Source organism: Shewanella sp. FJAT-51649, assembly GCF_019457435.1.
GTDB lineage: Bacteria > Pseudomonadota > Gammaproteobacteria > Enterobacterales > Shewanellaceae > Shewanella > Shewanella mangrovisoli.
Genome location: NZ_CP080411.1, coordinates 2,434,341 through 2,448,318, shown reverse-complemented (window position 1 = coordinate 2,448,318; position 13,978 = coordinate 2,434,341). Strand labels below are relative to the sequence as shown.

Annotated in this window: 12 protein-coding genes; 1 reads left to right on the top strand and 11 read right to left on the bottom strand. The window is 48.6% G+C overall.

Annotated features, from left to right (window positions below; translation table 11 throughout):
* Positions 1 to 14 precede the first annotated feature (14 nt).
* The 8 genes from K0H59_RS10925 to K0H59_RS10890 form a co-directional block, all read right to left on the bottom strand.
* A complete protein-coding gene (locus K0H59_RS10925; RefSeq protein WP_220053133.1) occupies positions 15 to 1,151 on the bottom strand; it encodes a family 43 glycosylhydrolase in 1,137 nt (378 codons plus the stop codon).
* A complete protein-coding gene (gene yjfF / locus K0H59_RS10920) occupies positions 1,126 to 2,088 on the bottom strand; it encodes a galactofuranose ABC transporter, permease protein YjfF (protein ID WP_011622755.1) in 963 nt (320 codons plus the stop codon). Before yjfF ends, K0H59_RS10925 begins: the two co-directional genes overlap by 26 nt.
* Complete coding sequence (locus K0H59_RS10915; RefSeq protein ID WP_220053132.1) at positions 2,085 to 3,302, bottom strand: ABC transporter permease; 1,218 nt, start codon at positions 3,300 to 3,302, stop codon at positions 2,085 to 2,087. The genes yjfF and K0H59_RS10915 overlap by 4 nt, the downstream gene beginning before the upstream one ends.
* The gene (locus K0H59_RS10910; RefSeq protein WP_220053131.1) at positions 3,303 to 4,802 is read right to left on the bottom strand and encodes a sugar ABC transporter ATP-binding protein; all 1,500 of its coding nucleotides are present in this window, start codon (positions 4,800 to 4,802) and stop codon (positions 3,303 to 3,305) included.
* 31 nt (positions 4,803 to 4,833) lie between these two features.
* Positions 4,834 to 5,775 carry an ABC transporter substrate-binding protein gene (locus K0H59_RS10905; RefSeq protein ID WP_011717049.1) on the bottom strand — a complete coding sequence of 314 codons (942 nt, stop codon included), beginning with the start codon at positions 5,773 to 5,775 and terminating at the stop codon, positions 4,834 to 4,836.
* Positions 5,776 to 5,873: 98 nt separating this feature from the next.
* Entirely contained in the window at positions 5,874 to 6,929 is a 1,056-nt protein-coding gene (locus K0H59_RS10900) for an aldose epimerase family protein (protein ID WP_220053130.1), read from the bottom strand.
* 79 nt (positions 6,930 to 7,008) lie between these two features.
* The gene (locus K0H59_RS10895) at positions 7,009 to 7,779 is read right to left on the bottom strand and encodes an SDR family NAD(P)-dependent oxidoreductase (RefSeq protein WP_109286045.1); all 771 of its coding nucleotides are present in this window, start codon (positions 7,777 to 7,779) and stop codon (positions 7,009 to 7,011) included.
* 60 nt (positions 7,780 to 7,839) lie between these two features.
* Complete coding sequence (locus K0H59_RS10890; protein ID WP_220053129.1) at positions 7,840 to 9,573, bottom strand: IlvD/Edd family dehydratase; 1,734 nt, start codon at positions 9,571 to 9,573, stop codon at positions 7,840 to 7,842.
* A gap of 176 nt (positions 9,574 to 9,749) precedes the next feature.
* Here K0H59_RS10890 and K0H59_RS10885 point away from each other — a divergent pair, with 176 nt between their 5' ends.
* A complete protein-coding gene (locus tag K0H59_RS10885; protein ID WP_220053128.1) occupies positions 9,750 to 10,697 on the top strand; it encodes a glycoside hydrolase family 43 protein in 948 nt (315 codons plus the stop codon).
* A 108-nt stretch (positions 10,698 to 10,805) separates the two neighbouring features.
* Here K0H59_RS10885 and K0H59_RS10880 read toward each other — a convergent pair whose 3' ends face one another.
* From K0H59_RS10880 to araA, 3 genes are all read right to left on the bottom strand, one after another.
* Positions 10,806 to 11,522, bottom strand: coding sequence for a FadR/GntR family transcriptional regulator (locus K0H59_RS10880; protein ID WP_011622747.1), 717 nt, complete (start codon positions 11,520 to 11,522; stop codon positions 10,806 to 10,808).
* Between the two features lie 235 nt (positions 11,523 to 11,757).
* Positions 11,758 to 12,366 (bottom strand): HAD family phosphatase, encoded by a 609-nt coding sequence (locus K0H59_RS10875; RefSeq protein WP_220053127.1) that lies wholly within the window; start codon positions 12,364 to 12,366, stop codon positions 11,758 to 11,760.
* 76 nt (positions 12,367 to 12,442) lie between these two features.
* Positions 12,443 to 13,945 (bottom strand): L-arabinose isomerase, encoded by a 1,503-nt coding sequence (gene araA / locus K0H59_RS10870; RefSeq protein ID WP_088212400.1) that lies wholly within the window; start codon positions 13,943 to 13,945, stop codon positions 12,443 to 12,445.
* Positions 13,946 to 13,978 lie beyond the last annotated feature (33 nt).

The window sequence follows — 13,978 nt, the reverse complement described above, 5'->3', positions numbered from 1 at the left end:
TAAACGCATTTCGCTTATTCGCGGGATTGCGTGTCTTGCTGATTCAAGGTTTGGCTATCGCTCTGCTGATTATCAAATACGGGGAAACCGTCCGCCGACCAGCGAATGGCACGGTAGTAAGTGTGTCTATTACCGTCGGTCAATGGTGTCCCCTGCAGCTCAAGGTAATTACGAGCATGGTAAAACATCAGCTCGGTTTTACCATCCTCTGCCAGCACAAAACTATTATGGCCAGGACCAAAACGATTCAAGCTCGGCTCAGTGGTAAAGACTGGGCTTGGCGATTTATGCCAACTCTTGGGATCGAGTAAATCGGCATTTTCATCGGCCCATAGCAGCCCCATGGCATAACGGTCGTCCGTGGCACTGGCGGAATAGGTTACGAAGACTTTACCGTTTTTAACCAACACAGCGGCGCCTTCGTTGACTTTAAAACCTAAACGTTCCCAATCCAATAAGGGCTCGCTGATAATGGTTTCGTTATCAGAGAGTTGAGTTGGCGATAACATTTTGGCAATCACTAAGCCGGTGTTGTAACGCTTGGCTTTGTCCTGCTGCGCCCAAATAAAATAACGCTCGCCCTTCAGGCTAAAGCTGGTCGCATCGAGGGAGAAAGCATCCTGCGCCGATTGCAACTTGCCAAGTTCCTGCCATTGGCCCGTCATCGGCGAGTCGCCCTCGAGTCCTAAGACAAACATGCGGTTATGAAAACGCACATCCTTATTGCTGGCCGCAAAATAGATATACCAGCGACCATCGATTTTGTGCAGCTCAGGCGCCCAAATATCGATACTCATGGGGCCGGTTTCATGCTTGTGCCATAGGGTTTTAGGTGTTGCTTGGCGTAAACCATCGATGGTTTTCGCGTGGCGAAGTTCGATGCGGTCAAACTCAGGCACTGAGGCAATAAAGTAGTAACTGCCGTCATCGTCGCGGATCACCCAAGGATCCGCCCTTCTCTCGATAAAGGGCGCATTCGCATCGAGGGTTTGCACCGTGGCGCTGTGGGGTTGTGCGCGGCTAATTTCGAGCACAGGCACGGCTTGCGCTAATGGCAGCACCAATGTGGCGAGTAAGCAACAGACCAGAGGCAAGCGCCGAAAGACAGGTACGTTAGATTGACGATTATCCATGTTGTGTTTTGCGTCCATTCAAGAGTTTCTGTAACAGGATGAAGAAGAACAGTAACAGGCCAATGACAATCTTGGTCCACCAACTGCTTAAGCTGCCATCGAAGGTGATATAGGTTTGGATCACCCCCATCAAAATTACCCCAAGCACAGTGCCGAGCACAAAGCCACTGCCGCCAGTTAACAGGGTGCCGCCAATGACCACGGCCGCAATGGCATCCAGTTCGACCCCAATGGCACCAAGCGCATAGCCAGAGAAGGTGTAAAAGGTAAAGACAATGCCCGCCAGCGTCGCTAGAAAGCTGCTGATGGCGTATATGCTGATGGTGGTTTTCGCGATGGAAATCCCCATCAGCTCGGCGGAATGTTGATTGCCACCAATGGCATACACATTCGTACCAAAACGGGTGTAATGCATAACCACGGCGATAATCACAAAGAACAGGATAAAGATCAGCGAGCTTAAATCGAGCGCGCCATTGCCTGGTAGTGCAATGCTCATCTCGGCCACCGCATCGTAAAATGGATGGTCAATGGCAATCGACTCTTCGCTGAGCGTCGTCGCTAAGCCCCGCGCTAGGAACATGCCCGCAAGCGTCACGATAAAAGGCTGCAACTTATACACATGAATAATAGTGCCCATGAGTGCGCCAAACAGAGTGCCTAGGGGTAAGATAACCGCAAAGGCCAACAATGGATGCCACTGGTACTCGGTGATCAATAAACTGGTGACGACCCCGCTTAAGGCGATGACGGCGCCAACCGAAAGATCGATCCCCCCAGAGATAATCACTAAGGTCATGCCTAATGCGGTGATCAATAGGAATGCATTGTCACGCAATAGGTTGGTGACTACTCGGCCACTGGCAAAACCGTCAAACTGAAAGGTGCCAACCAGAAACATGGTCAGCAGCAATGAGGCGGTGATCCACAGCGGGATAAAACGTCTTGCTATCATAGTTTTTCTCCTGTTGCTGTACTAGCTTTTGCACTTGTGCCCTTTTCCACTGGTTTGGCATCCGTTTGGCGCTTGGATGTGAACAGCGCCGACAATTGGCGCCTAAATTTAGCCGATTGCAACAGCAGCACGGTCAGGATAACGATGGCCTTGATCAGCAAGTTAAACTTAGCGGGTAAACCGCTGACGATAATGGTGGTCGCTAAGGTCTGGATGATCAGCGCGCCGACGACCGACAAAATTAAAGAGAAACGCCCGCCCGTAAGCGCTGCGCCGCCAATCACGACGGCGAGCACGGCATCCAGCTCAAGCCAAAGCCCGGCGTTATTCGCATCTGAGCCTTGGATATCGGCGGTGCTGATCATGCCGGCCAACGCCGCGCACAGACCGGCAATGCCATAGGCAAACAGTTTGATGGATTTATCGTTGATCCCAAGGTAACGACTCGCCTTGGCATTACAGCCAACCGCTTCGATAAAAAGCCCTAGGGCGGTTTTACGCAGCAGTAATTGGCTGAAGGTCAGCATCCCAATCACAATCCACACTGGCATCGGCAGGCCTAAAAACTGACCCACCCCAATGGCGGCAAAGCCTGGGTGCTGGAAGGTGATAATTTGCCCTTGGTTGATAAGCTGAGCAACACCACGCCCAGCCACCATAAGCAGCAAGGTCGCGACAATTGGTTGAATGCCTAAGAAACTCACCAGGCCGCCATTAATGCAACCAGCTAAGATCCCGACGATAAGGCCTGCTGCGATAACGGTGACTAAACTGATATCCGGCACTAACAGTAGATTCGCGCAAACGGCGCCCGCAATCGCCATCACAGCACCCACCGACAGGTCGATTCCGCCAGTAGCAATCACGAGACTCATGCCAATGGAAAGCAGCGCCACGGGTGCACTGCGATTTAAGATATCAATCAAAGAGCCATAGAGTCTGTCGTCTTGATAGCTGATATTGAAGAAACTGCTGTCAATAAACAGATTGGCCAGTAACAGAATAGTTAAGGCCAATAGTGGCCACAGGTATCGACCAAAGGAGGTCGACTTGCCCGCTTGGTAACGGGCGTTTTTTTCTTGAACCATGGTCTTATGACTTTCCTGCATCCGCGGTTGCCGCTCAGATGAGTGCGCCTCAGATGCGTTCATCTGGGGTGAGATCAAATCGGCGGACATGCGTGTGGATGATAGGGTTTCGGCTGAGCTTTTCATTTATCCCTCCGCAATCGCTTGCATTACGTGTTGCGAGGTTAATTCCGCTCCTGAAAGTTCACGTACTGCATATCTGTCGCGTAATACCACGACTTTATTTGAAAAGGCCACGAGCTCATCGAGCTCAGACGATGCAACCAGCAGCGACATGCCTTCATCACACAAAGTTCTGATCAGCTTGACGATTTCGGCGTGGGCGCCAATATCGATGCCCCGGGTAGGTTCATCCAGCACGAGCAGGATGGGTTCGATGGCTAACCAACGCGCGAGAATTACCTTCTGCTGATTACCGCCACTCAATTGCTCTATGGGTTTATCCGCATCAGGCGTCGCAATCTGTAATTTATCGATAAAGAATTGGGCAATTTCCTGCTGCCGGGTGTTGGATAAATACCGCCACCACCCGATACGTGCCTGCAGCGCGAGAATAATGTTTTCGCGAATCGATAAAGGACCGATGATGCCGTCAATCTTGCGATCTTCGGGGCAGAGGGCGATCCCGGCGCTGATCGCATCCACGGGTTGTGACAGATTCAGTTTCTGCCCAGCCAAATGGATACTGCCGCTATCAACCAAGTCCAACCCAAACACGGCGTTGCAGACTTCGCTGCGCCCCGAACCTAGCAGCCCAGCAAGCCCAACAGCCTGCCCCTTTGGCACGGTGAGATTCATCGATTGGATTGAACCTTTCACCGACACATCTTCGAGGGACAAGAGCACGGCCTCAGCGCGGGTAACGGTGCGCTCCTTTTCCTGTTTATTAACCAATTGCTCCTGCAGAGAACGCCCGAGCATGGCTTCAATCAACTTAGGTTGTGGCAGTTCTGCCGTCAGATATTCGCCGATAAACTGCCCGTTACGTAACACGGTAATGCGATCGCTTATCTGATAAACCTGATCGAGGAAGTGAGTGATAAACACGATAGCCACACCCTTGGCTTTGAGCTGGTTTAAGATCCCAAACAGCACTTGCACTTCTTTGGCATCTAAGCTCGCGGTAGGCTCATCGAGCACTAATACCTTGGCCGACATGGCAACGCCACGGGCGATGGCGATCAGTTGCTGCACCGCGATGGAATAATCCGACAGCGGCGCGCTAACATCGATATCCAGCTTGAACTGGGTTAACACGGCCCGCGCGTCGGCATACATCTTTTTAAAATGGATCAGACCAAGGCGGCGCGGTTCGTAACCGAGGAACAGGTTTTGTGCCACGGTCAGATTAGGCACTAAGTTCACCTCCTGATAAACCGTGCTGATCCCCGATTTTTGCGCATCCATAGGTGTGTTGAAGTGTTGCGGCTCGCCAAGAAAGAGGATGTCGCCCATGTCTTTCGACTGGGCGCCTGTCATTACTTTCACCAGCGTCGATTTACCCGCACCGTTTTCGCCCAATAGGGCGTGAACTTCCCCTGCAAATAACCGTAAGCTCACATCCTCAAGGGCTTTAACGCCCGGATAATGCTTACTGATCTGCTTGAGTTCTAAAATAAGGCTCATAGCGCTATTCCCCAAGAAAGCGTCAATGGGATTATTGCTGGCGGCGCTTTTCGTACTCTGCGGCAGCGGTTTCTTGGGTAAATACATCACCCGTGGTGCTAATAAGCTTGGCTTGATCCTTATTGCCCTTCAGGTACGCATCGATAGCATCAAATGCTGGGCCGCCTAAGTATGGGCTCAGCTCAACCGTGGCATTGACATCGCCATCGGCCATCGCCTTAAAGTAATCGGGAACACCGTCCACGGAGACAATCAGAATATCTTTGCCCGGTTTTAAACCGGCTTCTTTAATGGCTTGCACGGCGCCAAGGGCCATTTCATCGTTATGCGACCATACGGCGCACAGTGGCTGACCGTTTTGCGCCTTGAGGAAACCTTCCATCACTTCTTTACCCTTAGCGCGGGTAAATTCGCCAGTTTGGCTACGAACAATCTTGGCATTGGGATAATTGGCAATCACTTGGTTAAAACCGGCTGCGCGATCAATCGCAGCGGTTGCACCTACCGTGCCTTGCAACTCGGCTATATCACAGTTGCCTTGGGTTTTATCCATCAGCCATTGGCCAATCTTGCGGCCTTCTTCGCTAAAGTCGGAGGCAATACGGGTGAGGAATAGGGAGTCATCATCGACCTTGATATTACGGTCGACAATCACGACTGGGATTTTGGCGCGTTTGGCTTCTTTCAGTACGGGTTTCCAACCTGTTTCTACCACGGGCGCGATAATAATGGCATCCACACCTTGGGCGATAAAGCTACGCACGGCTTTGATTTGGTTCTCTTGTTTTTGCTGAGCGTCGGCAAATTTTAAATCGATGCCACGCTGTTTGGCTTCGGCCTTGACCGCTTCGCTAAAGCTGGTACGCCAACCACTCTCGGAGCCAACCTGTGAAAAGCCCACTGTGGTGGCGTAGGCACAAGTAGCACTGACAGCCCATAATCCCAATGCGGTAATGATTTTATTATGTTTCATTATTATTCCCTTTATAATTTTAGGTAACAGAGATCCCCTAGCCTGCTGTTAACTGCAGACTAACTCGTACAAATAAATGTTATTTCGCCTTAATTGAATTAAATATTTTTAAACTTATGTACCGTAATTTGTTGATGTTGAGTATTTGCCTCAAGCATGACACTCGGGAAATGGTCAATGTTTACCGCATTCGGATAACCGTGGGTTTCTAAACAGAGACCATGAAATTGATTAATGCGATAACCTTCATCATCAATATGGCTGCCATCGAGAAAGTTGCCGCTATAAAATTGCACGCCGACTTCCGTGGTACTAATTTCGAGTTCTCGGCCAGAAAGCGGATCTTTTAACACCGCAATAGTCTGCAAACTGTTTTTATTGTCAGGATTTCTATCCATCACAAAATAATGATCATAACCATTGGTTAATTGCTTTATATCCGTAGCAATTAGCTTTGATTGTTTGAAATCGTAAGCGCTATCGTCGACTAAGATTAATTCACCCGTCGGGATCTGTTCATTATCGAGCGCTAGGAAATGGCTGGCTTGAATGGAGAGTTCGTGCCCTAAAATGCCTTGCTGCTTGTTGGAGGCAAGATTCCAGTAAGCATGATTGGTTAAACAGACAGGGGTGGTTTGATCGCAAACGGCGTGATAAGTCAGGGTTAATTCATTGTTTTCATTGAGGCGGTATTCTAGCTTAATGGCAAGATTACCCGGAAATCCTTGATCGCCATCGGGGCTGATAATGCTGAAAACCGCCGCTACACTGTCATTATCCTGCAGCGTCTCAACCTGCCAAGAGCAATGGCTTAATCCTTTCGGTCCGCCGTGAAGTTGATTATTACCTTCATTGGCGACTAATTGAATCGTTTTACCCGCTAAGGGGAATTGTGCTTTACCAATACGATTGGCGACACGGCCGGCGGTAATACCAAAATAATACGGATTAGTTGCCCAATCTTTAATATCTTGATAGCCAAGACTTAATGAAATAGGTTCTTGCGCTCGGCCATAAAGTTTGACTGACCAAATACTGGCGCCGTAATTTGACAGAACCACTTCAAGCCCGTGGCTATTGGTGAGCGTGACTAATTGTAATTCATCCGCAAATGCGGTGTGTTGTAGGCTTTTTTGAGTAACAGAGAGTTGCATGGTGAGTGCTTTACCTTTTATTTAAAATAAACTCAGCACTCACCTCATTATTCAATGAACTGAAATTTTATTGTGATATTTAAATCCAACCACCATCGACAATAAAATTTTGTGCGGTGCAGAGTTTGCTATCATCTGCTGCTAAAAATAACGCCATAGCAGCAATATCTTCGGGCATCACATATTCTTTAATACATTGGTTATTTTCGATATGTTTTGCCGTATCTTTATCTACCCAGTGTGTGAGTTGACGTTTTGTCATCACCCAACCCGGTGTTAAGGTATTAATCCGAATTTTATCTTTACCTAAATCGGCAGCTAACCCTCGGGTTAAGCCCATGGCGCCGGCCTTAGATGCGGTGTAACCCGCCATGCCCGCTTGCCGATTGTGCCAACTCATTGAACCTAAGTTGATCACTGAGCCTCCACCGAGGCGCTGCATTTGCGGCCTGACCGCTTGTACGGCGAAAAAGTAATGCCGCAAATTGGTGTTTAGGCATTGGTCCCAATATTCTGGGGTCACTTCGTCGATACTATGGCGTTGATCGCACGCGGCATTGTTAATCAATACCGAGATTGGACCTAAATCGTCCTCAACCTGAGCAATCACACGCTTGAGGGCGGCGATATCGACAAGATCGCAGTGATAAAATTTTACGCTGGCCTCTGGTTGAGTCTGCTTAAGATCTGCGACGAGTTGAGTCGACTCCTCAACTAAAATATCGACAAATGCCACCTTAGCGCCCTGCTCTAAAAAAGCATTAACCAAGCAAGCTCCAATACCCGTTGCGCCACCACTGATAAAAATGGTTTTCCCTTGTAAACTCGGGTATTGATTAGTCAACTTCATAACTCAACCTTTTATTAAAATAATTATCTGGTTTTATTATAAAAGAAAACGAGTTCATATTTAATGGGAATGTGCTGGTATCTCTGCACCTCGACATCCCACGAGAAAATCAAAATCACATCCCTCATCCGCCTGGAGAACATGCTCTTTAAAGAGCGAGAGATAGCCACCATTTACGGGAATGGATTTCACCGCCGCCAGTTTGTCAAGACGGGCTTGTAACTCTTGGTCACTGATCTCCAACTGTAACGTTCCGGCATAGGTGTCTAGCGCTATCATGTCACCATTTTGGACGGCGGCCAGTGGGCCAAGGGCTTGTGCTTCTGGGGCAACATGCAACACAACAGTCCCAAAGGCGGTGCCACTCATGCGTGCATCGGAAATCCTCACCATGTCCTTAATTCCTTTTTTCAACAGCTTAGGTGGCAGTCCCATATTGCCGACCTCAGCCATGCCCGGATATCCCTTAGGGCCACAGTTTTTAAGCACCATAATGCTGTTTTCATCGATATCCAATTCAGGATCGCCGATGCGAGCGTTGTAATCGTCGAAGCTTTCAAACACCACGGCCTTACCGCGGTGCTGCATCAGGTGCGCGCTGGCGGCTGAAGTTTTGATCACTGCGCCTCGGGGCGCGAGATTGCCGCGCAGTACGCGAATGCCGCCATTTTCAACCAAGGGATTTTCAAGTGACATGATCACCTCTTGGTTATAACAAGGCGCCTCTTTGACATTGTCCCAGAGGCTAGCGGCATTGACTGTGAGCGTGTTTTTACTCAGTAAATCATGCTCAAACAGCTGCCTTAATACTGCTGGCAGGCCACCTGCGTAGTAAAAGTCTTCCATTAAGTACTGACCCGAAGGCTTAAGATTCACTATGGTCGGTACTGTGTAACCATGGCGCCAGTCATCGAGTGACAGCTCAACCCCTATCCTGCCAGCGATCGCCTTTAAATGAATAACGGCGTTGGTTGAGCCACCAATGGCGGCATTCACTTTGATGGCATTGATAAAAGCATCACGGCTTAAAATTTTACTTAAGGTCAAATCCTCTTTGACCATCTCCACAATTCGCATTCCCGACATATGCGCCAATACTTGGCGGCGGGAGTCCACCGCAGGAATGGCTGCATTGTGTGGCAAACTCACTCCAAGGGTTTCCACCATACAGGCCATGGTCGATGCCGTGCCCATAGTGTTACAGGTGCCCGTCGAGCGTGACATATCCGCTTCGGCATTCATAAATGCGGCGAGACTGATGTTGCCCGCTTTATATTCTTGATGCAGTTCCCATACGAGTGTGCCCGAACCAACATCCTTGCCCTTATGCTTACCATTGAGCATGGGACCACCGGTAACAACGATTGTCGGTAAATCACAACTAGCCGCGCCCATTAATAAAGCCGGAGTCGTTTTATCGCAGCCTACTAACAACACAACACCATCGATGGGGTTGCCTCGAATGGCTTCTTCCGTGTCCATGGCCGCAAGGTTACGGGTGAGCATGGCGCTTGGACGCAAGTTGGACTCGCCATTCGAAAACACTGGAAACTCCACTGGAATGCCACCCGCTTCCCGAATGCCATTCTTTACTCTTTGCGCCAATTCCCGTAGATGACCATTACAGGGCGTCAATTCTGACCAGGTATTGCAAATACCAATCACAGGCTTATTTTGAAAGTGATGCTCGGGTATGCCTTGGTTTTTCATCCAACTGCGATACATAAAGCCATTTTTGTCATCACTACCAAACCAACTAGCCGAACGAAGTGTTTTCGGTTTTTTATTATTCATATGACACCTTCGTCTTCCAAGGCACATGCCCTGCCCGAACGATTGAGTAACACTCAACATAAAACGAACGGACGAACCTAATGCCCTGAGTTAACAATTTGTACTTTAATATTGCTAGCACGTAAAAGTATTGGTATTACTATAATACCAAAATATCAAAAAACAATAGAGGAAGTATGAAAAAGGCATTTTTGAGTGTGTGTTTGGCATTGAGTTCGAGTGTCAGCACTGCAGCGATTGCTGCTAACCCTCTGTTTACGGATGTATTTACCGCCGATCCCGCTGCAATAGTGCATCAAGATACTGTCTATCTTTATACTGGCCATGACGTAGCAAAGGACAATCGCACCTTCTTCGAAATGCATGATTGGCTCGTTTTTAGCTCTAAGGATATGCACAATTGGACGGCCCATGGCAGCAAGTTATCGGTCAAGGATTTCAGCTGGGCTAAAGGAGATGCATGGGCTAGCCATGTGATCGAAAAAGAAGGTAAGTTTTACTGGTTTGTGACGGCAAGACACAACAAAATCAATGGCTTTGCCATAGGTGTCGCGGTTGCTGATAATCCACTTGGCCCCTTCAAGGATGCCCGCGGCACAGCCCTTATCACTAATGATATGACCACAGATACTGAGATTGATTGGGATGATATCGATCCTGCGGTCTTTATCGACGATGACAAGCAGGCTTATATTTTTTGGGGTAACACTAAACCGCGATATGCAAAACTTAAAGACAATATGATTGAACTCGATGGCCCAATTAATGCCATTGATGTGCCTAACTTTACCGAAGCGCTTTGGGTACATAAAAAAGATAAAACCTATTATCTTTCATACGCTTCAGGCTTCCCTGAAAAAATTGCCTATGCGACCAGTGATAGCATCCTGGGCCCGTGGAAATACCAAGGCATCTTAAATGAAGTGGCGGGCAACTCGCCGACAAATCATCAAGCGATTATTGAATTTAAAGGTAAATCCTACTTTATCTACCATACCGGCGCATCGCAGGATGGCGGCGGTGAGTTTAGACGTTCAGTTGCCATTGACCCGCTGCATTACAATGCCGATGGCACCCTACAGCGCATTCATATGACGAGCGAAGGTATCAGCGAGCCGCAGTAACCCTATTTTCTGCTGGCAGCAAAGCAAAAAAGGTGAACCTAAGTTCACCTTTTTTATTGCTCGAGTGACGTTAAAGATAAGTAACTCGTTACTATGTTCGATATTTTGTTATTTACGCTCGATATTTTTATGCACAGTATCTTGAGACGTCGAGAGTAATTTATTCATTTCGGCTTTCGCGCCTTCACTGTCCCCTGCGGCAATCGCAGTATAAATGGCCTTATGCCCTGGGAGTGATTGGATAAAGTCATCCTGAATTGTGCTACTGAGTCTGAAGATTTCGAGCAGCGCAGATTGAATAGACACACCGAGAGACACCATAAACTCGTTATTGGTCGCATCTAAAATCGCCATGTGGAAATCGATATCCGAGGTATAGACTTCATCCGTACCTAATTCGGCCGCTTCCATCTTGGCATAGGCCGCTGCAATCACCTCAAGCTGCTCAGGGGTGCGTTTTTTCGCCGCCAGTTCCGCCGCTGCGGGTTCAAACACTTCACGGATTTCATAGAGAGAAGTGTAAAACTCGGGCGAAGGTTTAGATTGGGAAAACCAGTTTAAGATCACCGGATCGAACATATTCCAGTGGCGACGCTCACGAATACGGGTGCCAAGTTTAGGGCGAGATTCGATAAGCCCCTTTGCCGTGAGCACCTTAAAGGCTTCCCTTAAGGAGGTGCGTGACACTTCCAGCTCTTCACAGATAGCATTTTCGTTAGGGATATATTCACCTGGCGCATAAAAGCCGCCCACAATGCGAGAACCTAATTCGCTTGCCACCCAGTTATGGATATTCTGCGGACGGTTATTTGCCTGATTTGCCATAGTGCCCTCTTTAACTCTCTATCTCTGTGCTCAATCCAATCGGCTGGATAAGGTGCTTAACGCTGATAAACAAATGTTATGATACTACCTTTCCTGATAAAGGTAATAAAAATTTTGTTAACGCTAAGAATTTATGGGAATTTCCCTAAACTTACTGTCCCTACCTTACCCCAAACTTTTACATTGTAAAGTCTAATTTTGCGTTTTAACCAGTGATTGGACAAGCTCGCAAGGGCTACTGAGTGCCTAGGAAATAGTCATTTTCAATCTGTAATTCGGCATGCACATCGACCACAAACATCCCCGCAGCTTCGGCGGCTTGGATGCCCGCCTTTGCATCTTCAAATACGATACAGCGCTCAGGCGTTATGCCCATCAGTTCGGCGCAGCGTAAAAAGGTATCTGGCGCGGGTTTGGGTGACGCGACCTGATCTGCACCCACCACATAATCGACTAATTCCAGTAATCCACACAGGGTTAAGATTTGAATGGCTTCCTCTGTGTAGGCACCTGTGCCGACCGCCATTGGGCGTTTGCCCTGATTCTGCTTGGCAAATTCGGCTAATGCTGTCGGCTTTACATATAAATGCATAGTGTCGCGCACTAGGGCTTCTTTATACTCGTTCATGGCCTCGCTACTGGCCGTTGGCGTGACGCCAAAATGGGCGATCAGGATCTCTAAGGTGCCAATGGTGGGCACGCCCGCTAACGAGCGCATCAGTGCAGGTTCTACGGGGATCCCAAAGTGATTCAAAGTTTGTCGCCATGCCTGCTCATGCAACTGACCGCTGTCGACTAAGGTGCCATCCATATCGAAGATAATGCCGTCAAATTCTGTATACATCTGTGTTAACCCTATGAAATGAATGGTGCCAGAAAAATGAAAGCCGCCCGAAGGCGGCTTTATTGCTGCACGAGAATTATAAACCTCTTGCTAAACCGTAATAAACGGAATTTTGGCGAAGCTCATTCTTAAACTCGCGGATCTTAGTATCGGCATCGATAATAACCAGTTCAGCACCGGCCATTTCAGCAAAGTCGACAATCTGATCAGTCGTGATGGCTTGGCTATAAGCCGAGTGGTGAGCACCACCGGCGTGGATCCAAGCCGCGGCGGCAACCGCTAAATTCGGACGAGGCTCCCACAGCGCTGATGCGACAGGCAGATTTGGCAGATCCTGTGGTGGCGTTACTGTATCTAATTCATTGAGAATAATACGGAAACGGTTGCCTAAATCGATAGTCGATACGTTGATTGCTGGGCCCGCTTTACCAGTGAACAACAGACGTGGCACGTCACAACGCACACCAATGGTGTGGCGGTGAACTTCTAAACGTGGTTTTGCAGCGGCAATCGATGGGCACACTTCTAACATGTGGGCGCCGAGAACTTGGTCAGTCGCACCAAAGTTATAGGTGTAGTCTTCCATAAATGAAGTACCACCGGCACGGCCTTGACCCATTACCTTCATGATGCGCACCATGGCAGCCGTTTTCCAGTCACCTTCGCCGCCGTAACCGAAACCGTTCGCCATCAGACGTTGGGTCGCCAGTCCTGGTAATCCTGTCATGCCAGTGAGGTTTTCGAAGCAGTTGGTAAAGGCACCAAATCCACCTTGGGTTAAGAATTGGGTTAAGCCAAGTTCAATCTTGGCTTCTTTTCTTAAACGGTCTAATTGGTATTCATCGCCAAATAGCTCGTTACCCACTTGGTATTCGCTGGCGTAACGGTCGAGCTGTGCAGTCACATCGCCTTCGGCAATGGCTGCAATCGCCTCATTGAGTTCACCTAAGCTGTAGGCGTGCACTTCGTAACCGAATTGAATTTGTGCGGCAACTTTGTCGCCTTCAGTCACGGCCACTTGACGCATGTTGTCACCAAAGCGGGCGATACGCAGGTTTTGGCTCTCGTGCCAACCCGCCGCTGCGCGGCACCAATCATCGATTTGTGCCTGTACATCGCCCGATTGCCAGTGACCCACAACCACTTTACGCTCTTTACGCATACGAGTGCCGATAAAACCAAATTCGCGGCAACCGTGAGCACTTTGGTGGGTGTTCATGTAGTTCATGTTGATTTCGCTCCAAGGGAGCTCGGCATTGAACTGAGTGTGTAAGTGCATGAATGGCTTGCTTAATTCATTAAGGCCAGCAATCCACATCTTGGCAGGAGAGAAAGTGTGCATCCACAGGATCACACCAACACAGTTTTCATCGCTGTTGGCTGCTTGGCATACGGCGTGAATTTCCCGTGGGGATTTTACAGTTGGTTTATACACCACTTCGATGGAAATGGCGGATGATTCATTAAAGCCATGAACAATTTGCTCACTGTTTTTAGCGACTTGCTCTAATACTTTCGGGCCGTATAAATCCTGCGAACCCGTGATAAACCACACTTGTTTTTGTTTGAAGGCTTTCATATTACTCTCTCTATTTTGAAATGAGACCCGACT

Bases quoted from the DNA above. Each gene is read 5' to 3' on its own strand.
- K0H59_RS10925 (WP_220053133.1), bottom strand. From the start codon at position 1,151: ATGGACGCAAAACACAACATGGATAATCGTCAATCTAACGTACCTGTC.
- yjfF (WP_011622755.1), bottom strand. From the start codon at position 2,088: ATGATAGCAAGACGTTTTATCCCGCTGTGGATCACCGCCTCATTGCTG.
- K0H59_RS10915 (WP_220053132.1), bottom strand. From the start codon at position 3,302: ATGAAAAGCTCAGCCGAAACCCTATCATCCACACGCATGTCCGCCGAT.
- K0H59_RS10910 (WP_220053131.1), bottom strand. From the start codon at position 4,802: ATGAGCCTTATTTTAGAACTCAAGCAGATCAGTAAGCATTATCCGGGC.
- K0H59_RS10905 (WP_011717049.1), bottom strand. From the start codon at position 5,775: ATGAAACATAATAAAATCATTACCGCATTGGGATTATGGGCTGTCAGT.
- K0H59_RS10900 (WP_220053130.1), bottom strand. From the start codon at position 6,929: ATGCAACTCTCTGTTACTCAAAAAAGCCTACAACACACCGCATTTGCG.
- K0H59_RS10895 (WP_109286045.1), bottom strand. From the start codon at position 7,779: ATGAAGTTGACTAATCAATACCCGAGTTTACAAGGGAAAACCATTTTT.
- K0H59_RS10890 (WP_220053129.1), bottom strand. From the start codon at position 9,573: ATGAATAATAAAAAACCGAAAACACTTCGTTCGGCTAGTTGGTTTGGT.
- K0H59_RS10885 (WP_220053128.1), top strand. From the start codon at position 9,750: ATGAAAAAGGCATTTTTGAGTGTGTGTTTGGCATTGAGTTCGAGTGTC.
- K0H59_RS10880 (WP_011622747.1), bottom strand. From the start codon at position 11,522: ATGGCAAATCAGGCAAATAACCGTCCGCAGAATATCCATAACTGGGTG.
- K0H59_RS10875 (WP_220053127.1), bottom strand. From the start codon at position 12,366: ATGTATACAGAATTTGACGGCATTATCTTCGATATGGATGGCACCTTA.
- araA (WP_088212400.1), bottom strand. From the start codon at position 13,945: ATGAAAGCCTTCAAACAAAAACAAGTGTGGTTTATCACGGGTTCGCAG.